This is a genomic window from Streptomyces sp. V3I8, from assembly GCF_030817535.1.
GTDB lineage: Bacteria > Actinomycetota > Actinomycetes > Streptomycetales > Streptomycetaceae > Streptomyces.
Window position 1 is genome coordinate 8,580,740 of sequence record NZ_JAUSZL010000002.1, and the last position, 18,322, is coordinate 8,599,061.

The following is an 18,322-nucleotide window of genomic DNA, read 5'->3' on the forward strand; positions in this document are numbered from 1 at the left end:
AATGGACCAGACCCTGTCAACGGTCTCCCGCCAGGGGGAGGCTATCGCCGGAAACGCCCCCATGTGACGGGTTTTTCGTCAAGTAAGGGTGTTCGGGGATGCAAAGACCGCCTGTTTTCCGGAGATGTCCGCGGGGCGTCCCGAATTCGGGAACGAGGAGCCGGCGGCCCGCCTATGGGATAGGCCGAGCGCCCTGCCCCATAAACCCTCGCGGCGCCTTTTTGCCGAGATTTGACAAAAGAGGAGTGCTTGCTTCCGCAATACCGGCGCGGGTCACCGGGCGTCCAGCGCGGACAGTGCCTCGCTCACCGCGGTGGCGCGTGGCGAACCCAGGGTGCTGTAGAGGGCGAGGGCGTTCTGCCAGTGGGTACGGGCCGCCGGCAGGTCCGCGCGGGTCTGGTGGATGCGGGCCAGCCCGATGTGGGCGCGGGCCTGCTCCTCCTTCTCCTCGATCTCCGTGGCCAGGGCGAGGGCGGAGCGGTGCGCCGCCGCGGCCTCGTCGTGTCGGCCCGAACCGTGCAGGGCCTCGCCGAGGCCGTTGAGGCTGCCGGCCTCGCCGTAGCGCTCCCCGGTCCGCTGGAACAGGGCGAGGGCCGCCCGCTGATGGGTGGCGGCCAGTTCGTGGTGGTCCAGCCGGTGGTGGGCGTCGCCGAGGTTGGTGAGGGCGTGCGCCTCGCCGCCGCGGTGTCCGAGCCGCCGGAAGAGGGCGAGGGCCTGCTCGAGGTGGTCGGCCGCCGTGGCGTGCTGGTCGAGCCGGGAGAGCACGATGCCGAGGTTGCCCAGGGCGCTGGCCTCGCCGAAGTCGTTGCCGAGGGTGCGGTAGAGGGCGAGTGCCTGCCGGTGCTGGACGGCGGAGGTCTCGTAGTCCTCGAGCAACTCGTGCACGATGCCGAGGTTGTTGAGCGTGTCGGCCTCGCCGCCCAGGTCGCCGACCTTGCGGAAGAGGACGGCCGCCTCCCCCTGCCGCTCGGCGGCCTCGCGGTACTGCCCCCGCAGTTCGTGCAGGACACCGAGGTTGGTGAGGTTGCGGGCCTCGGTCACCGGCAGGCCGATCCGCCGGCAGAGGTCGAGCGCCTCCGTGTGGTGCCGGACCGCTTCGTCGTACCGGGCCAGCCGCCGGTAGATCATGCCGAGGCAGGTGTGCACCTCGGCCACCCCCTGCTGGTCGTCGGCGGCGCGGGCGGCCCGCAGGGCGTTGCCGTGCACGACGAGCGCGTCGGTGAACAGGCCGCGGGTGTAGAAGTGGCGGTGCAGGGTGGTGGCGAGACCGACGGCGTATTCTGCCCTGCCGCGCGTGGCCTCGGCCGCGGTCACGGCCGACAGCACGCTGTGCTCGGCCGCCAGCCACTCCTGGGCGTCGCCCGTGGTGGAGAAGGGCGGCAGCTCGGTCCCGGGGGCCTGGATCCGGGGCCGCAGATGGCTCTCGGCGGGCAGCAGCACGTCCATGGCGGCGCAGGACGCCGCGAGGTAGTGGGTCAGGAGGCGGCTCGACGCGGCCTCGCGGTCGGCCGCGCCGTCGTGCCGTTCCGCCTGCCAGGCCGCGTACACCCGCAGCAGGTCGTGCATGCCGTAGCGGCCGGGCCGGGTGGGCTGGATCAGATGACTGCGGGCGAGCAGTTCCAGGGCCGCCCGGGTGTCGGCGACGGAGCGTCCGCACAGGGCGGCCGCCGCGTACGCGTCCACATCGGGTCCCGGGTGCAGTCCGAGCAGCCGGAAGGTGGTGGCGGCGTCGGCCGGGAGGCGGTCGTACGACCAGGAGAAGACGGCGCGCACGGCCGCGCGGGGATCGTCGTCGGAGTCCAGCAGCTCCAACCGCCCCCGCCGGTCCTCCAGTTCGGCGGTAAGGGTGCTCAAGGGGGAGTCGGGCCGGGAGAGGGCCAGCTCCGCGGCGACACGCAGGGCGAGGGGCAGCCGGCCGCACTGCTCGGCGAGGACGGCCGCGGCCCGGGCCTCGGCCGTGGCGCGGGGGCCGATGAGCCTGCGCAGCAGCCGTACGGCGTCCTCGAGCGGGAGCACGTCCAGTACGAGCCGGTGCGCGCCGTGCAGGGACACCAGGGAGCTGAGGGTGTTCCTGCTCGTCACCACGGTCCTGCACGGGCTCGCGCCGGGCAGCAGCGGGCGTATCTGCTCGCTGGAGGAGGCGTTGTCGAGCACGACGAGCATGCGGCGCCCGCTCAACTCGGTGCGGTAGCGGGCGGACCGGTCGTCCAGGCGCAGCGGGATCTCGGGACCGGGTACGCCGAGGGCGACGAGGAAGCCGGTGAGGACGTCGGCGGGGGACACCGGTTCATCCGTGTCGTAGCCGCGGAGGTCCGCGTACAGCTGACCGTCCGGGAACTGCTCCCGTACACGGTGCGACCAGTGGACGGCCAGGGCCGTCTTGCCGACTCCGGCGGTGCCGGACACCGCGGAGACCACGACCGTCGTGGTGGGGTCGGTCTCGTCCCCGACGGCGGCGAGCAGATGCCGGGACAGCTCGTCCAGTTGTGTCTGACGGCCGGTGAACGCCCGGACGTCCGTGGGTAGTTGGGCGGGTCCGGAGAGTGATGTCCCGGTGGCGCCGGCGGGGCCCGGCTCGGCGCCGTCGGCGGACGCGGAGCGCTCGCGCAAGGTCTCCTCGTGCGCCGCGCGCAGCTCCGCTCCCGGCAGGGCACCCAGGTCGTCGGCCAGCCGGCGGCGGACCTCGGCGTAGTGGTCGAGGGCCTCGGCGGTCCTGCCCGTGCGGGCCAGGGACCTGATGAGCAGGGCGGCCAGGGGTTCCGCCAGCGGGTACTCGTCCGCCAGGGACCGCATCCGGCCGATCGCCTGCGAGGTGTGTCCCGCCGTCCACTCGGCCCGGGCCCACAGGAGGGCGGCCTCCAGCCGCTCGTTCAGCCAGGCGGTCCTGGTGCGCTCCGCCCAGGCGCCCGGCAGGTCGGCCAGCGGAGAACCCCGCCACAGGTCCAGGGCGTCCCCCAGGAGCCGGCCGCTGTCCGGGTCGCCGGGACGCAGGGCGCGGGCCCGGGCCACCAAGGTGCGGAACCGCAGCAGGTCGACACTGTCGTCCGCGGCCTTCAAGAGGTAGCCGCCCGACACGCGGAGCAGCTGCAAGGGGGGAGGCTCCGCCGTCTCGCTCTCGCGCCGCGCCGCCTCTTCCAGGACCCGCCGGATCCGGCTCACATGGGAGTACAGGGTCGAACGGGCCGAGTCGGGAGGGGCGTCGTCCCACATCCGGTCCACCAGGTCGCCCACGGTCAGCAGCCGGCCCGAGTTGGCCGCGAGCGCCGCCAGCACCATGCGCTGTCTCGGCTGGCCCAGTTCGATGTGGCGACCACCGGCCCACAGTTCCAACGGGCCCAGTAATCGAAGATCCACGTCCCCACCCACGATCGGCCGCTCCATGTGCCCCAACCCCCCGACCAGCCCAAGGGTTTCACACATATGGGGCCCGTGGTGCCGCGACGGAGATCGTCCCGGAGGCCCCGACAAGGTTTTCGCAAGGTTCCTCCCGCAGTCTGTGGGCAGCCAGTCGACCGACTCGGTGGGTCGTTCCCCCTTCGCACCGAGCCGGTCGGCTGCAATGACGGCAAGGCGCGCCGCGAAGTCGGGCGCGTCCGTCGGGTTCCGTCCGTCGCCGCTGAACGGGGGTCAGCGGCGGCGGAGCGGGGCGAAGCCCGGAGCGTGACACGGCCGCTCCGACTCCAGCCCCCGGACCGGGCGGGCCACGTACGGAGCGCGCGCACCCCATGAGCCGGCATGCGTGGGCAGGAGCCGCCACGCCTGGGCAGGACGCAATAGTCCACACACGGCACGTCATTGTCCACACCCGTCGCTCTAGTCTCACAGCGAGCCGACCGCGCGGTTCCGGCGCATCACCCGCACTGGCACGTCACTTCTCCAAAACCCCACGGACGGAGATCCACATGCGCAGGACGAGCGCACGGTTCACCCTGACCGGAGCCGCGGCGGCGAGTGCCGTCGCACTCGCCGTGATCGGAGCCACCACGGCGAGCGGTTCCAGCACCGCGCAGTCGGAGCCGGCGGCCGCCGCAGCCGCCGCCCCCATCGGTTTCGGCGCCGGCACGACCGGCGGAGCCGGCGGGAGCACGGTGACCGTCACCACCGCTGCCGCCTTCAAGACCGCCGTGCAGAGCAGCGCGGCCACGATCGTCCGCGTCAACGGCACCATCGCGCTGACGGAGATGACCAAGGTCGCGTCCAACAAGACCATCGTCGGCGTCGGCACCGCCGGCAAGATCACCGGCAGCGGCCTGAACGTCGCGAGCGTGAACAACGTGATCATCCAGAACCTGTCGTTCTCCGGGTCCAACGACGACGCCATCAACGTCCAGTACTCGACGAAGGTCTGGATCGACCACAACGACATCGCCGGCGCGTACGACGGAGCCGTCGACATCAAGCGCGCCTCGACGAACATCACGGTCTCCTGGAACCGCACCCACAACCAGGACAAGAACATGCTGCTCGGCCACTCCGACGACAACTCCGGCGAGGACACCGGCAAGCTGAAGGTGACCTACGACCACAACTGGTTCGACGGCACCAACCAGCGCAACCCGCGCGTCCGGTTCGGCAACCCGGTCCACGTGCTGAACAACTACTTCAGCAACATCGGCTCCTACGGCGTGGCGTCCACCGAGAACGCGGGCGTCCTCGTGGAGGCGAACTACTTCGAGAACACCGACGACCCCTACCACCTCGGTGAGGGTTCCTCGGACGAGGGCTCGCTGGTGGCGAAGAACAACCAGCTGGTGGGCTCCGGCTCCGGTCAGACCGGTGGCTCCGTGGCGTCGATCCCGTACAGCTACACCGCGCAGTCGGCGTCGACCGTCAAGGCGACCGTGACCGCCGGTGCGGGCGTCGGCAAGATCTGACCCACGACGCCCGTACCTCCGTACGGCGGCACAGCGGCACACAGCACGGGGCAGGACCGGTGACCCCCACGTCACCGGTCTTGCCCCGCGGTGCATCCTCCCCTACGTTGCCGTGGGCCTCGTCGGCACCGCGGCTCCCGGGGCATCCCGACGCAGGCCGGACGAAGGGGCGCCGATGAACCCGGGATCACGCACCGCGCCAGGGACGACCGCCGCGGGGACGCGCGCGGCCGGGACGTCGCACGGGCCGGACCGGCCGCTGACCGTCGGCCTGCTCACCGCCAACATCCACCTGGGCGTCGGCGCGACCCTGTGGTCCGGGGCCCGTACCGCCGCCGAACGCAACGACGTCAACCTCGTCTGCTTCCCCGGCGGGAACCTCCGCCACGGGGACGTGACCCGCAGCGAGCTGTACGAACTCGTCGGACCGGCCCGGCTCGACGGCGTCGTCTGCTGGAGTTCCACCCTGGGGCTGCCCTCGTCCGGGCCCCGCGCCCGGCGCCTGCTGCGCCGGCTCGCGCACCTTCCGCTGATCAGCCTCAACCAGCCGCTCAGCGACCAGACCGACGTGCTGTCGATCGACTCCCACGCGGGCATGCGCAAACTGGTCGGGCACCTCGTCGTCCAGCACGGCCGCCGGAAGCCGGCCTGCATCCACGGCCCGCTCGCCAACCCGGTCTCCGAGGAGCGCTACCGCGCCTGCGTCGACGCCCTGCGCCACCACGGCATCCGGGACGAACACGTGGGGGCCGCGGTCGACTTCGCCGCGGCGGCCGGCGCCTCGGCGATGCAGGTACTGCTCGAGGCGCGCGGGCTGACCCCGGGCGTCGACTTCGACGTGGTGCTCGCCTGCAGCGACGTCCTCGCCGCGGGGGCGCTGCGCCACCTCACCGAACGGGGCATCCGGGTCCCGGAGGACGTGGCCGTGGTGGGCTTCAACGACTCGCCCGAGGCCCGGCTCGGAGACCCGCCCCTCACCTCCGTGGCGCTGCCCTTCGAGGAGCTGGGAGCGCTCGCCGTGGACACCCTGGTGGCCCGGCTGCGCGGCACCCGTCCGCCGGACCGCACCACCATCCCCGCCACGCTGGTGCCGCGCCGCTCCTGCGGATGCCCCTACCCGACGTCGTACCGGCCCTCGCCCGTCCCCGCGGCGCCGGCCACCGCGCGGCGCCCCGAGGGCTGGGACGCGCTGGACGCCCTGCCGGCGTCCGGAGGTCCCCGCCTCGCCGCGGCCTTCCGGGCCGAACTCGCGCGCGCCGACAGCGATCCGCGTCCGCCGGCGAACGACGAGGCCGGACGGCCCGGTGGCTTCCTCCCGCTGGTCGAGCAGCTGCTGCGCAGCAGCGCCGGCACACAGGCCGAGGTCGACCGGTGGCACCAGGTGCTGGAGGCCGCGCGCCGCGGTGTCGTCGACACACTGCCGAGCCCGCTGCGCCGGGCCGGCGAGGCCCTCTTCGGACAGGCCCGGCTCGTCGTGGCGGAGCGGTCGCGCGCCCTCCTGGAGTACGAGCGCTGGTCGCAGACCCAACGGGCGCGCAGGCTCAGGGAGTTCGGGACCGCACTCACCACTGTCGTGGACCTGGAGGGCCTCTCGGACGTGCTGGAGCGCCATCTGGGCCAGTCGGGCGTCCCGCACTGCCGGATCGTCCTGTACGACCGCAACGCCGACGCCTCCTCCCCGGCGGCCCTCGGCACGGCGCGCCCCCTGCTCGCCCGTGCGGAGGCGGGCCAGGAATCCGGTTCCGGAGGGCCGCTCGACAGCCCCGCCTTCTCGCCCGCCCTGCTGCTCCCCGACTCCCTGCTGCCTCGTGACGGCCGGTTCACACTGGTGCTCGAACCCCTGCACATCGGGGAGGAGCACCTGGGCGTGGCCGTGTTCGAGGCGGCCCCCGGCGGGGCCGCCTACCACGACGGGGCGCTCTACCGAGAGCTGGGTGACCAGATCAGCGCCGCGCTGAAGGGCATCGGGCTCTTCGACGAGGTGCGGCGCGCCCGGGATGCGGCGGAGCAGGCCAGCAGGTTCCAGACCCGGCTGCTGACGCACGTCACCGACGAGCTGCGTACGCCGGTCGAGGCGATGCTGCATCACTCCGGCGACCCCGGTGCCGCCCTCGCGGAGGTCCGCCGGGACGCCGTGCGCGTACTGCACCTCATGGAGAACCTGCTCGACCTCGCCCGTTCCGAGGCCGGTGACCTCCTCCTGACCCGGCGGCTGATGGACCCGCTGCCCGTCCTCGCACAGGCGTGCGCGGCGACGGCCTCCGCCCTGCCCGCCGCCGGTTCCGGCCCCGGTCCCGGCTGGACACTCGATCTTCCCGCGCGGCTGCCCCCGGTGTGGGTGGACGGGACGCGGCTGCGGCAGATCCTGCACAACGTGCTGATCTCGGCGGCGGCCCGCGCGAAGGACGCTCCGCCCCTGGTAGCGGCCGCCCTCGGCCCGGCCGGCGTCCGCATCACGGTCTCCGTCCCCGACGCCCGCACCTCGGCGACGCGGCCCGGGCAGCTCCTGGACGTCGGGGTGACCACGGCCCGGCGACTGGCCATGATGCACGGGGGAGCGCTGACCGTCTCCGACAGCACGGGACGGGCCCGGTACGTACTGGAGCTGCCCCTGCCGTCCCCCGACGGGCAGGCGCACCTGGCCGACGCGGGTGACGCCCCGCTGCTCGTCGTCACTCCCGGGGAGTTCGGCGCGGACGTGCGCGAGCACGCCGCCCGGCACGGCCTGGAGGTGGTGCGGACCGATGCCGCGACCGACCCCATGGCGTCCCTCGCGCGCCGCACGCCCGGAGCGGTCGTGTGGGACGCCCGGCCCGACCGGCCGCAGGAATGGCGCGCGGTGCAGCGGCTGTACGACCATCCGGCCCTGCGCCACACGCCGTTCGCGCTGTTCGGCGCCGAGGGCGCCGACCTGCCGCAGGCGCTGCGCGCGCTGCGGCCCGCCGGGTTCGCCGAGCCGGTGGTCGTCGCGGGCGGCTCGCAGGAGTCCCGGGAGTCGCTGCGGCGGCTGGCCGAGACGGCCCTGCCGGACCATCCGGCACGGGTCTCCACCGACGCGACGACGCTGCTGGCGCTGGTCGCGGACGAGACGCCCCGGCTGGTGGTGCTGGAGCGGGGCCTGCCCGACCTGCAGGCCCTGGACGTGGTCGACAGGCTGCACGACGGTACGGGCCGGGCGCTGTGCCCCGTCGTCATCGCCGACCACGAGGGCATGACGGCGGCGGACGCGCGGCGCGGGCGCCAGCATCCGGCGCTGCTCATGCTGGACATGGACGTGTTCGCGCCGCACGAGGCGGCCGCGCTCGTGCGTGAACTGGCGGGCCAGGACTCCCGGCTGCCGTCGCGCACCAGGGACGTCCTCGACGAGGCCCTCGTCTACCTGTACGAGCACTGGCGACGGCCGATCTCCCGCTGGCAGGTCGCCCAGGCCGCCGGGGTCAGCCCCGACCACCTCGGAAAGCTCTTCCAGCAGCGGTACGGCCTGACGGTCTGGGACTACCTGACCCGCCTGCGCATCCGGCGCGCGGCGGACCGTCTGCGTTCGAGCGACGACAGCGTGCAGAGCGTGGCCCGGGCCGTCGGCTTCCGGGACCGCGCCTACTTCAGCCGGGTGTTCCGCCGTGTCACGGGCACGGCCCCCCACCACTACCGCGAGAAGCCCACGCAGGCGAACACCCCCCGCGACACACCCACCGTCCCGGTCCGCCGCTGATCCCTCCCGGTCCGCCGCTGATCCCTCCCGGCCCGTCTCGGCCCGGTCCCGTCCCGTCTCGGCCCGTCCCGTCCCGTCCCGTCTCGGCCCGTCCCGGCCGTCCCGGCCCCTCCCGGCCCGGCTCCGTCCGTCCTCGGGCCGTCTCGCCGGCGACTGCACCCGAATCGCCCGTCTGGGAATCGGGCGGTCGCGGTAGACATGGTGCGTGCAGACCTTTCTTCCGTACCCCGATTTCACCCGGTCCGCCGAGGTCCTGGATCGGGCGCGCCTGGGCAAGCAGCGCGTCGAGGCCCTCCAGGTGCTGCGCGGCCTGACCGTGCCCGGATACGGGTGGCGCAACCATCCCGCGGTACGCATGTGGATCGGCTACGAGGAGGCCCTCGCCCGCTACGGCCTCGACATGTGCGCCGTATGGGTCGCGGAGGGGCGTGCCGACACCTGCGCCACCACACTCGTCACCGACTTCACCGCGCACCGTCCCGGCACGTCCGTACGGGGCCAGGCGCAACTGGCCGAGGCCGGGGAACTGCCGCCCTGGCTCGGCGAGCCCGCCTTCCACCGCAGCCATCAGTCGGCACTCGTGCGCAAGGCGCCGGAGTTCTACACCCCGTTCTTCCCGGACGTCCCCGACGACATGCCCTACGTCTGGCCGGCCTCGGACCGCGTCGCCCCGTAGCCCCGGCGTTCCGCCGCCCGTGACCGGGCGACCGGTGCGTGGTGACCGGCGCGGACCACGGTGCCGTGGCCGGCGGGAGCCCCGACGCGTCCTGCGACGACCTGCGCGAGCCGATGGCGCTCACGGCGCAGGGCAGGGCACGGCCGCACACCACGCGGTACTCTCTCGACCGGTTCCAGGACGCCCTGGACGCCCTGGACGCCGAACGGGTGCGGGGTCGCGATCCTGGTTCCCCGAACCACGCACACGCCACACGTCCCGGTTCCACGTCCGAGGAGAGTCATGATCATCATCACCGCCAAGTTCCGGGTGCTGCCCGAGCACGCCGACACCTGGCCGGACATCACCCGCGAATTCACCGAGGCGACCCGCGACGAGCCCGGCTGCCTGTGGTTCGACTGGTCCCGCAGCGTCGAGGACCCCACCGAGTACGTACTGGTCGAGGCCTTCCGTGACGAGGAGGCCGGCTCGGCGCACGTCACCTCGGACCACTTCGCCAAGGCCCGGGACGCTCTGCCGGCCCACCTGGCGCGCACTCCGGAGATCGTCCACGCGGTCGTCCCGCAGGAGGGCTGGTCGCCCCTCGGCGAGATGGCAGTCCCCGAGCGGGGCTGACACCGGGCGGCGGTCGCGACGGACCGCGCCGGCGCGGGGGCACGGGTGGCTCCCCATTCCGCAGGTGTCCCCGCGCCGGTTGGCCCTCTCTCGCCGGAGCACGCGGGAGTCGCTCCGGGACGACGGGAGGACCGGGTGCCGGGGCCCCTGTGTCCGCTGCGAGGATCCGGGGGCTCCGGCCGTCCGTGGCCGTCCTGTTCCTGTGAGCAGCCCGGGGTCTGGGAGCCGAACGGTGCGGTGAGCCTGCGGGACATCGACGCAGACACCGACCTCGTTCCTCACGGTAGACGAGCATGCGCGCAGGGCGCCACAGCGCGGACCGTGCGGTCGGTGGCAGGGGCGGCGCACTGACGCACGCACCGGCACGGAACACCTCCAGCCCCCCGTGGCGCGGTGCGCATGCCCCGGTTCAGGCCGTCCCGCCCGTACTGGCGCGGACCTCCAGCCGGTGCGGCACGACGATGTCGAGCGGAGGCACTCCCGTCGCGGGGCTGTGGATGCGGTCGGCCAGGCACTGCAGGGCCCGCTCGGCGATCTGCCGCTTGTCCGGGACGACGGTCGTGAGCGCGGGATTGGCGTAGCGGGCGTCCTCGATGCCGTCGAACCCGACGAGGGCGAGGTCCTCGGGCACGCGCAGCCCGGCGGCGCCGGCCACGTGGAGGGCGCCCAGGGCGAGTTCGTCGGTGAACGCGAACACGGCGTCCGGGCGCGCGTCCTCCCGCAGCAGGGCGGTCATCGCCTCCGCGCCGTCCCTGCGGTGCAGGGCCCGCACCGGCTTCTCGAGCGCCGGATCCGGCGTCACACCGGCCTTGCGCAACGCGGTGCGGTACCCGCTGAGCCGGTGGTGGGCCGTGCCGTTGCTCAGATGCGGCTGGAGCCCGATCGCGGCTATGCGGCGGTGTCCGCCCGCCAGCAGGTGCGCGGTCGCCTCCTCCGCGGCGAGCGCGTTGTCGACGGCGACGTGATCGGCGAGGCCGTGCGTCGCCCGCTCCCCGAGCAGCACGACGGGCACGCCGCCGGCGCACGCGGTCAGTTCCTCGGGACCGATCGACCAGGGACTGATGATCAGGCCGTCGACCAGCCGCCCGCCGGTCCCCTCCAGCAGTCTGCGCTCGGCGTCCGGGGCCCCGTGGGTCTGGTCGATCACGACGGTCCACGAGCGCTGCGCCGCGGCCTCGACGACGAGTCCGGCGAGTTCCGCGAAGTACGGCGAATGCAGTTCCGGGATGGTGAGGCCGACCAGCCCGGTGCGGCCGCCGCGCAGATTGCGGGCGGCCTGGTTCGGCCGGTAGCCCAGCTCGTCCAGTACCCGCTGCACCCTGGCGCGGGTCTCCTCGGCGACGTTGGCCGATCCGCTCACCACGTTGGAGACGGTCCGGATCGACACTCCGGCACGGGCGGCGACGTCCTTCAGGCGGCTGGTCACGGGGGCATCCTCCCATGTCCCGGTCCCTGTCCAGAAAATCCCCGACAGGTATTGCAACGTTGCATTCAACGTATGCATGATGGGTCGACCCGATCAGCGCAAGGAGGCGCTCATGAGCACGCACGCGTACGCCGGTATCGCCGCGGACGGCCTCGACGTGGATGTCTCCGCCGATGTCGACGCCCTCTACACCGACGGGATCAGCGCCCGCAGGGGAGCCTTCACCGCCGACTGGGCGGACCGGCTGGGGGAGGACGTCGCGGCCGCCTTCGAGGAGGCGCGCTCCCGTGAGGGCGGAGCCGTGGGGCGCGGCCCCCACCGCTACTACGTCGAGATCCACCCCGAGCAGATCAGGGGGTTCGTCGACCTGGTCGACCACCCCTGGGTGCGCTCGGTGTGCACGGCGGTCCTCGGCCCCGGGTACCGCGTTGTCGAGCTCGGCTTCGACGTGCCGCTGGAGGGCGCCGTCAACCAGCCCTGGCACCGGGACTTCCCCATGCCCGAGGAGACGCGCCGCGAACGGCGCCTGACCTCCCTCGCGTTCAACATCACCACGGTGGACACCGCCGAGGACATGGGGCCCTTCGAGATCGCGCCGGGCACCCAGTGGGACGACAGCCCCGACTTCGACCACGGCATGTTCCCGCCCAGGTCGCACTACGACCGCTACCTCGGGCGCGCGGTGCGCAAGTACCCGCGGCGCGGGGACGTCTCCGTGCGCAGCGCCCTGACGATCCACCGCGGCACCGAGAACCGGTCCGCCAGGTCCCGCCCGGTCCTGGTGCTCGGCGTCGACGGACCCGAGGCCACCAACGGGGAGAAGCACGACACGGCCGTGACGCGCGGCTACTGGGACGCGCTGCCCGAGCGGGTGCGCCGCCACCTCGACTGCGCGGTGGTGGACGAGCTGGTCCCGGTCACCCAGAAACACACCATCGAGGGTCTGGTCATGGGTGATGCCTGAGCCCGTCCGCACCGGCCCGCGGCCGGCCGGCCGCACCCTGGGCGTCCGGCCGGCGCAGATCGACGGCGTGGACATCGAGAGGGCCCCACGGGCACCGGGCTCGCCGCGCGCCGGCCTCGCAGGCCCCGCCGGGGCGCGACCGTCGCCCTCAGTGCTCCAGCATCATGCGGCGGGCCAGCCGGGCGATCTCCCGGGTCGCGGGTGACAGTACGGCCCCCCGGCGCCGGACCATGGCGATGGTGTCGTACAGCGGTTCGGCGAAACCGGCGGTGTGCAGGTTCTCCGGGAGCGTGCGGCTGCCCGCCACCGCGCGGGAGACGATCGTGTCTCCCGCGCCCCGGGCGACGATGTGCAGCGCGGACTCGACCTGCTCGACCTCGACGCCCGCGGACAGGGCGACGCCCGCCACCTGCGCACGCTCGGCCAGTTGGACCGGTCGCCTCGGCCACCTGGCGGACCTCGGCGTCGACGCCCTGTGGCTCTCGCCCTTCTACCCCTCACCGCAGCGCGACGGCGGCTACGACGTGGCCGACTACCGCGCGGTGGACCCGCGGTACGACACGCTCGCCGACTTCGACGCGCTCCTGGCGCGTGCGCACGCGCTGGGCATCCGCGTGATCGTCGACCTCGTGCCCAACCACTGCTCCTCGGAGCACGCCGCGTTCCGTGCCGCGCCGGCCGCCGGACCCGGCAGCGCCGAACGGGCCCTGTTCCACTTCCGCGACGGCCGCGGACCGGACGGCTCCCGGCCGCCCAACGACTGGACGTCCATGTTCGAGGGGCCCGCCCGGACCCGGGTCACCGAGGCCGACGGCCGTCCCGGGCAGTGGTACCTGCACCTGTTCGACCCCTCCCAGCCCGACTGGAACTGGGACGACCCCGCGGTGCGGGAGGACTTCGAACGGACACTGCGGTTCTGGCTCGACCGTGACGTCGACGGCTTCCGCGTCGACGTGTGCGACGCCCTCGTCAAGGCCCCGGGCCTGCCCGACCGGCCCCGGCCGACCCACGGGGTGATCGAGCCCGTCGACGGCGTGATGCCTCCCATGCGGGACCAGGAGGGCATCCACGAGATCTTCCGTTCCTGGCGCCGGCTCCTGGACACCTACGACGGCCGCGGCATCCTGTGCGCCGGGGCATGGCTGCCGCCGGAGCGCGCCGCCCGGATCATCCGCTCCGACGAAATGCACCAGGCCTTCAACTTCCCGTTCCTGGAGACGACCTGGCAGGCGGCCGACCTGCGAGGCGTCGTCGACGACTCACCGGCGGCCAACGACGCGGTCGGCGCCCCGACCACCTGGGTGCTGTCCAACCACGACGTGATGCGCCACGCCAGCCGGTTCGGGTACGACGGAGCGGTCGAGCTGGAACACGGCGTCGGTGCCGACGACCCGCAGCCCGACCGCCCCCTGGGGCTGCGCCGGGCCCGCGCGGCCGCCGCGCTGATGCTCGCGCTGCCCGGCTCGGCCTACGTGTACCAGGGCAAGGAACTGGGCCTGCCCGAGGCGACCGAACTCCCGGACGAGGCACGCCAGGACCCGGTGTGGGAGCGCTCCGGCCACCGCATCCGGGGCCGCGACGGCTGCCGGGTCCCCCTGCCGTGGACCGAGGACGGACCGGCCTCCGGTTTCAGCACCGCGGCCGACACCTGGCTGCCCCAGCCGTCCGACTACGGTGCCTGCTCCGTCGCCGCACAGCGCGGCCGCCCGGACTCGACGCTGGAGCTGTACCGCACCCTCCTGACCCTGCCTCGCCGGTACGGCCTGGGGGAGGGCACCCTCAGGTGGATGCCTTCGCCGCCAGACGTCCTGCGCTTCACCGTCGGCCAGGTCGAGGTGGTCACCGACTTCAACGCACTCCCGGTCCCGCTGCCCCCGGACGCACACACCTTGGTCGCGTCCGAACCGCTGACGACACACGTACCGGCGGACACGACGGCATGGTTCACAAGGGAGGCACCCACGAACTGACCGCCGTCCCCCCGCCCCCGCTCCGGCCCTGCTCCGGTTGCGGGCGGCCCGGCCCTGGGGCCCGTACCGAGTCGTGATCAATTGGTGGTCCGGGTGAGGTTTTTGATCCAGATCATCGCCGTACCACTTGTGGAAGTCCACCAGCAGTTCCGTGCCTCCGGGACCACCGGCCGGCCGAAGTCCGTGACCGGGCAGCCCTCTACTTCTCTTACGGAGAATTCTACGGAGAAGGGGAGTTCGGCGGGCATCGTCAGTCCGCCGAACTCGATCTCCGAGCCCTGGGGCGCGCCCATCCTGGTCGGGGCGTAGTGGTTCCTCCGGCTCCTCGGACGCGGGCCAGGCCGGCCCGTGCGAGTTGGCGATACCGATGTCGGTGACTCCGGCCGCGCGCGGGGCTCGTACGGCCAGACCGTGGCCCAACAGCGCGCGGACGTCCTCGATCACCCCACCACGACCCGCTTCTCGGCGACGCTCCAAGACGCCGTCCACATCGCCGCCCCCGCCGTCCTGGCGGCCGGCGGCACCTGCGCCCGTACGTCCCTGGAGACCGCCGCGCGCACCGCGCGCACCAGCCCCTCGAACTGCCGCATCCGCAAGCCCGTGAACGTTTCCACCCACATCGGCTCAGCCCTCAACACCCCCCACACACAAGGGAAATGCCCTGATCAAGACCTTCCGCAGCGCGCTTAGTGGTTGGCGCCGTAAGTCCTTCGGGGGTTGACCTCGAGGTCGGGCGTCGGCGTACCGGCTGTCAATCCTTGGCTGTTGTCTCGCCGGTTCGGTGTTCACTCGGGCTGATGCCGCGCACCTTCTTGAATGTGGCGCTGAGAGCGAAGGCGCTGGAGAAGCCGACCTTGCCGGCCACGGAGCCGACTGTCGCGCCGGGCTCGCGCAGCAGGTCGGCGGCGAGAGCGAGTCGGTGCTCGCGCAGGTAGGTCATCGGCGGCTGGCCGACCAGGGTGGTGAAGCGCCGGGCCAGCGCCGCGCGTGAGACACCTGTCCCGGCCGCAAGGGCTTCTACCGTCCACGGGTGGGCGGGGTCTGCGGTCAGCAGCCGAAGCGCCGGTCCGACGACAGGGTCGCCGTGTGCGCGGTACCAGGCGGGGACCTGGGCGCCGGGGCGGGTGAACCAGGAGCGCAGGGCGGTGATGAGCATCAGGTCCAGCATCCGGTCGAGCATGACCTGTCGGCCCGGTTCGGGGCGGGTGACGTCCTCGAACGCTGCCGGGCTGATCGGGCAGGGCCCTTGCCCCGCCCGGACGACGGCGAGTGCGGGCAAAGCGGCCAGCAGCTGTCCGGGCACACCGCGGTCCACCGTGTACAAGCCGTTCATCAGTACCGTGCTGCCGGCGCCCCGGGTGGTGCGTGAGTCCTGTCCGTCCACGGTCGTGCAGCGGCCACCGGGTCCGATCACCACGCCCGGCTCGGTGTCCGGGTCGTCCGCGATCACGTACGGGGTGCCGCCTCTGAGTACCGCCACGTCCCCCGGGCCGAGAAGCACCGGCTCACCGCCCTGGGAGACCACCCAGACGGGGCCTTGCAGCGACACGGCCAGTGCGAGTGGCGAGCCGTCCTCGAAGCGCACTGCCCAGGTGCCGGAGAGCGTCGACTGGTTGAAGACCGCCCCGACGGTCCGTACCCCGTCCAGCAGCTCGGTCAGCGGGTCCGCGCCGGTCGGAGTCTGGAGGTCCATGCAGGTCAGCGTAGACGAATGCGTATGGACGCGAGCGCTCTCGCCATGTCCGCCACCGGCGGCGACTGGTTCGCTGGAGGGTATGAGCAACGAGACGATTCTGGTGACCGGCGCCACCGGCAAGACCGGTCGCCGCGTGATGCGGCAACTGAAGGACCGGGGAGTTCCGGCGCGGGCCGCCTCCCGCTCCGGGCAGGTGCGCTTCGACTGGAGCGATCGCACCACCTGGGAGCCGGCGCTGAACGGGGTGGGCGGGGTGTATCTGGTCGCTCCTGATCTCGGGAGCGCGCAGGCGGCCGACGACATCGCCGCCTTCGCCCGCCAGGCTGCCGAGGCCGGGGTGCGTCGGGCGGTGCTGGTTTCCTTTCCCGACACCGGCGCCCCGGGTCTGGAGCACGCGGTGGTGGCCGAGCGGTCGCTGGGCCAGGCGGGCCTGGAGGCCACGGTGCTCCGGCTGCGGTGGTTCTTCCAGAACTTCAGCGAGGACTTCCTGCGCGACGCCGTCCTGTCCGGTGACGTGCGGCTGCCGGCCGGACACGGCACGGAGGCGTTCGTCGATGCCGGAGACATCGCCGGCGTCGCCGTAGCCGCCCTGACCGAGACCGGGCACGCCGGAGCGACTTACGAGCTGAGCGGCCCGCAGGCGATGTCGTTCGCCGACGCCGTCGCACAGATCGCCGACGCGACCGGCCGCGACATCCGCTACACCCCGCTGCCGCCCGAGGAGTACGCCGCCGAGCAGCGTGCGCACGGTGTGCCCGAGGAATGGGTGCAGCTGACCGTCGATCTGTACGCCCAGATCCGCCTCGGCACTCTGGCCTCGGTCACCAATGACGTGGAGAAGGTTCTCGGCCGTCGGCCCCGGGCCTTCGCCGACTACGCCCGCACCGCCGCTGAAGAAGGAGTCTGGAACACCTGACGTGTCCTACCTGCGGGCCTCACCTTCCCGGTGAACAGGTGCGCGTGCTCGGGTGGCCCAGTAGCAGCGCCTCGCGGGACGCCGCCCCATGTCCGGGCAGGCGCCGCACTTGCAGTCCTCCTTGACGACGGCTACCCGCCGCCCGGCCGGCGGTGCGGGCGGCGTACGGCCGGGCTCGGCTCCGAGAACGGCGACGCCAAAGCGCGCTTCCGGTGCATCAACTGCGCGGTGCCTTCTGCCGGTCAAGGGAGGGCGGTCCACTTCTCGTGAACGGCTCCCGCGTTGCCTCTCGCTTCCGCACGCCCGATCTTCCTCACCGCTTCCGGGTGTGAGCGGTTGAAGAAGATGGCCTACGGCCACAAGACCGAGTACCGGCTGAGGGTGCGCGCAGGTCGTCCTGCACGCAGCGTGGGGGCGCTCCAACGCGCGGATCGCACGTGAGGCGGGCCTCCACCTGGACACGGTACGCGCCTGGCGTGGCCGGTTCGCCGAAGGCGGTCTGTCGGCCCTGGCCGACCGCACCCGCTCCGGGCGCCCCGCCCGCTTCACCCCCGTGCAGGTCACCGAGGCCAAGGCGCCGGCCTGCCGGTTACCCGCCGAGACCGGCGTGCCGCTGGCACGCCGGTCCTGCCCGGAGCTGGCATCCGAGCTGAGCGTCCGCGGGATCACCGACAGCGTCTCCGCCTCAACGGTGCGCCGCTGACTGCGAGAGGATGCGCTCAAGCCCTGGCAGTACCGGTCATGGATCTTCATCCGCGACACGACTTCCGCACCAAGGCCCAGCGTGTTCTGGACCTCTACGACCGGGCGTGCGAGGGTGCCCCGCTGGGCGAGGACGACTACGTGCTCTGCAGCGACGAGAAGACCTCCGTCCAGGCCCGCTGCCGTTGCCATCCGTCCCTGGCCCCGGGCAGGGCCCGGGTGATGCGCGTCAATCACGAGTACGGCCGCGGCGGTGCGCTGGCCTACCTCGCCGCCTACGACGTCCACCGTGCGAAGGTCTTCGGCCGGGGCGAACCCAAGACCGGCATCGTCCCTTCATGAACCTGGTCGAGCAGGTCATGACCACGGAGCCCTACGCCGGCGCGAAACGCGTCTTCTGGGTCGTCGACAGCGGCTCCTCCCATCGTGGCCGGCGGGCAGTCGACCGCCTGGCCGGCCGGTTTCCGAACGCCGTCGTGGTCCACACCCCTATCCACGCCTCCTGGACGAACCGGATCGAGATCTTCTTCTCCATCGTCCAGCGCAAGGTCGTCCGGCCGAACGACTTCACGGACCTCGCTCAGGTCCGGGACCAGCTCCGAGCATTCGAAGACCGCTACAACGCCACGGCGCAGCCGTTCCAGTGGAAGTTCACCTACGCCATGTTCCGGTTGCCGCTGTGGGAGCGAGGCTGACAGGTTTCCCCGACGGTCCGAACCACCCGAGACGACCTCACACGCCGATGCCCGTCGTACCTCCCCTGGGGAAAGC

At 72.8% G+C, this 18,322-nt stretch carries 14 protein-coding genes and 3 pseudogenes; 11 read left to right on the forward strand and 6 right to left on the reverse strand.

Going from position 1 to position 18,322, the window contains the following annotated elements; all coding sequences use genetic code 11:
- Positions 1 to 273: 273 nt before the first annotated feature.
- The gene (locus QFZ75_RS37815) at positions 274 to 3,366 is read right to left on the reverse strand and encodes a tetratricopeptide repeat protein (protein ID WP_307543950.1); all 3,093 of its coding nucleotides are present in this window, start codon (positions 3,364 to 3,366) and stop codon (positions 274 to 276) included.
- A gap of 536 nt (positions 3,367 to 3,902) precedes the next feature.
- On the opposite strand from QFZ75_RS37815, the gene QFZ75_RS37820 reads away from it, so the two are divergent.
- The 4 genes from QFZ75_RS37820 (at position 3,903) to QFZ75_RS37835 (ending at position 9,877) form a co-directional block, all read left to right on the forward strand.
- Complete coding sequence (locus QFZ75_RS37820; RefSeq protein ID WP_307543951.1) at positions 3,903 to 4,874, forward strand: polysaccharide lyase family 1 protein; 972 nt, start codon at positions 3,903 to 3,905, stop codon at positions 4,872 to 4,874.
- Positions 4,875 to 5,049: 175 nt separating this feature from the next.
- Positions 5,050 to 8,586 (forward strand): substrate-binding domain-containing protein, encoded by a 3,537-nt coding sequence (locus QFZ75_RS37825; RefSeq protein WP_307543952.1) that lies wholly within the window; start codon positions 5,050 to 5,052, stop codon positions 8,584 to 8,586.
- Between the two features lie 205 nt (positions 8,587 to 8,791).
- Entirely contained in the window at positions 8,792 to 9,262 is a 471-nt protein-coding gene (locus tag QFZ75_RS37830; protein WP_307543953.1) for an MSMEG_6728 family protein, read from the forward strand.
- Between the two features lie 282 nt (positions 9,263 to 9,544).
- Complete coding sequence (locus QFZ75_RS37835) at positions 9,545 to 9,877, forward strand: putative quinol monooxygenase (protein WP_307543954.1); 333 nt, start codon at positions 9,545 to 9,547, stop codon at positions 9,875 to 9,877.
- A gap of 409 nt (positions 9,878 to 10,286) precedes the next feature.
- Here the strand turns inward: QFZ75_RS37835 and QFZ75_RS37840 are convergent, their stop codons facing one another.
- Positions 10,287 to 11,303: a LacI family DNA-binding transcriptional regulator gene (locus tag QFZ75_RS37840; protein WP_307543955.1), complete on the reverse strand. Its 1,017-nt coding sequence runs from the start codon at positions 11,301 to 11,303 to the stop codon at positions 10,287 to 10,289.
- A 112-nt stretch (positions 11,304 to 11,415) separates the two neighbouring features.
- On the opposite strand from QFZ75_RS37840, the gene QFZ75_RS37845 reads away from it, so the two are divergent.
- Positions 11,416 to 12,267 (forward strand): phytanoyl-CoA dioxygenase family protein, encoded by an 852-nt coding sequence (locus tag QFZ75_RS37845; protein ID WP_307543956.1) that lies wholly within the window; start codon positions 11,416 to 11,418, stop codon positions 12,265 to 12,267.
- Between the two features lie 148 nt (positions 12,268 to 12,415).
- Here QFZ75_RS37845 and QFZ75_RS37850 read toward each other — a convergent pair whose 3' ends face one another.
- The gene (locus QFZ75_RS37850) at positions 12,416 to 12,676 is read right to left on the reverse strand and encodes a LysR substrate-binding domain-containing protein (RefSeq protein ID WP_307543957.1); all 261 of its coding nucleotides are present in this window, start codon (positions 12,674 to 12,676) and stop codon (positions 12,416 to 12,418) included.
- Between QFZ75_RS37850 and QFZ75_RS37855 the strand changes: the two genes are divergently transcribed.
- Positions 12,615 to 14,237 carry an alpha-amylase family glycosyl hydrolase gene (locus tag QFZ75_RS37855; protein WP_307543958.1) on the forward strand — a complete coding sequence of 541 codons (1,623 nt, stop codon included), beginning with the start codon at positions 12,615 to 12,617 and terminating at the stop codon, positions 14,235 to 14,237. The genes QFZ75_RS37850 and QFZ75_RS37855 overlap by 62 nt on opposite strands.
- Positions 14,238 to 14,345: 108 nt before the next feature.
- Here the strand turns inward: QFZ75_RS37855 and QFZ75_RS37860 are convergent.
- Positions 14,346 to 14,660, reverse strand: a pseudogene (locus QFZ75_RS37860) (beta-glucosidase); the annotation flags it as partial.
- A gap of 6 nt (positions 14,661 to 14,666) precedes the next feature.
- Here QFZ75_RS37860 and QFZ75_RS37865 point away from each other — a divergent pair.
- Positions 14,667 to 14,810: pseudogene (locus QFZ75_RS37865) on the forward strand (TerB family tellurite resistance protein); the annotation flags it as partial.
- Here the strand turns inward: QFZ75_RS37865 and QFZ75_RS41285 are convergent.
- Together QFZ75_RS41285 and QFZ75_RS37870 are read right to left on the reverse strand one after the other, a co-directional pair.
- Positions 14,792 to 14,884 (reverse strand): annotated as a pseudogene (locus QFZ75_RS41285) (IS5/IS1182 family transposase); the annotation flags it as partial. The pseudogenes QFZ75_RS37865 and QFZ75_RS41285 overlap by 19 nt on opposite strands.
- Before the next feature lie 104 nt (positions 14,885 to 14,988).
- Positions 14,989 to 15,930, reverse strand: coding sequence for an AraC family transcriptional regulator (locus QFZ75_RS37870; RefSeq protein ID WP_307543959.1), 942 nt, complete (start codon positions 15,928 to 15,930; stop codon positions 14,989 to 14,991).
- A gap of 82 nt (positions 15,931 to 16,012) precedes the next feature.
- On the opposite strand from QFZ75_RS37870, the gene QFZ75_RS37875 reads away from it, so the two are divergent.
- The 4 genes from QFZ75_RS37875 to QFZ75_RS37890 all read left to right on the forward strand — a co-directional run bounded on the left by QFZ75_RS37875 (position 16,013) and on the right by QFZ75_RS37890 (position 18,246).
- Complete coding sequence (locus QFZ75_RS37875) at positions 16,013 to 16,849, forward strand: NAD(P)H-binding protein (protein ID WP_307543960.1); 837 nt, start codon at positions 16,013 to 16,015, stop codon at positions 16,847 to 16,849.
- 430 nt (positions 16,850 to 17,279) lie between these two features.
- Positions 17,280 to 17,552 carry a helix-turn-helix domain-containing protein gene (locus QFZ75_RS37880; protein ID WP_307545066.1) on the forward strand — a complete coding sequence of 91 codons (273 nt, stop codon included), beginning with the start codon at positions 17,280 to 17,282 and terminating at the stop codon, positions 17,550 to 17,552.
- 38 nt (positions 17,553 to 17,590) lie between these two features.
- The gene (locus tag QFZ75_RS37885) at positions 17,591 to 17,893 is read left to right on the forward strand and encodes a hypothetical protein (RefSeq protein WP_307543961.1); all 303 of its coding nucleotides are present in this window, start codon (positions 17,591 to 17,593) and stop codon (positions 17,891 to 17,893) included.
- Positions 17,890 to 18,246, forward strand: coding sequence for a transposase (locus tag QFZ75_RS37890; RefSeq protein ID WP_307543962.1), 357 nt, complete (start codon positions 17,890 to 17,892; stop codon positions 18,244 to 18,246). The genes QFZ75_RS37885 and QFZ75_RS37890 overlap by 4 nt, the downstream gene beginning before the upstream one ends.
- Positions 18,247 to 18,322 lie beyond the last annotated feature (76 nt).

Coding starts and splice junctions, on each gene's coding strand:
- QFZ75_RS37820 (WP_307543951.1), top strand. CDS start 3,903: ATGCGCAGGACGAGCGCACGGTTCACCCTGACCGGAGCCGCGGCGGCG.
- QFZ75_RS37825 (WP_307543952.1), top strand. CDS start 5,050: ATGAACCCGGGATCACGCACCGCGCCAGGGACGACCGCCGCGGGGACG.
- QFZ75_RS37835 (WP_307543954.1), top strand. CDS start 9,545: ATGATCATCATCACCGCCAAGTTCCGGGTGCTGCCCGAGCACGCCGAC.
- QFZ75_RS37845 (WP_307543956.1), top strand. CDS start 11,416: ATGAGCACGCACGCGTACGCCGGTATCGCCGCGGACGGCCTCGACGTG.
- QFZ75_RS37855 (WP_307543958.1), top strand. CDS start 12,615: ATGTGCAGCGCGGACTCGACCTGCTCGACCTCGACGCCCGCGGACAGG.
- QFZ75_RS37870 (WP_307543959.1), bottom strand. CDS start 15,930: ATGGACCTCCAGACTCCGACCGGCGCGGACCCGCTGACCGAGCTGCTG.
- QFZ75_RS37875 (WP_307543960.1), top strand. CDS start 16,013: ATGAGCAACGAGACGATTCTGGTGACCGGCGCCACCGGCAAGACCGGT.
- QFZ75_RS37885 (WP_307543961.1), top strand. CDS start 17,591: ATGGATCTTCATCCGCGACACGACTTCCGCACCAAGGCCCAGCGTGTT.
- QFZ75_RS37890 (WP_307543962.1), top strand. CDS start 17,890: ATGAACCTGGTCGAGCAGGTCATGACCACGGAGCCCTACGCCGGCGCG.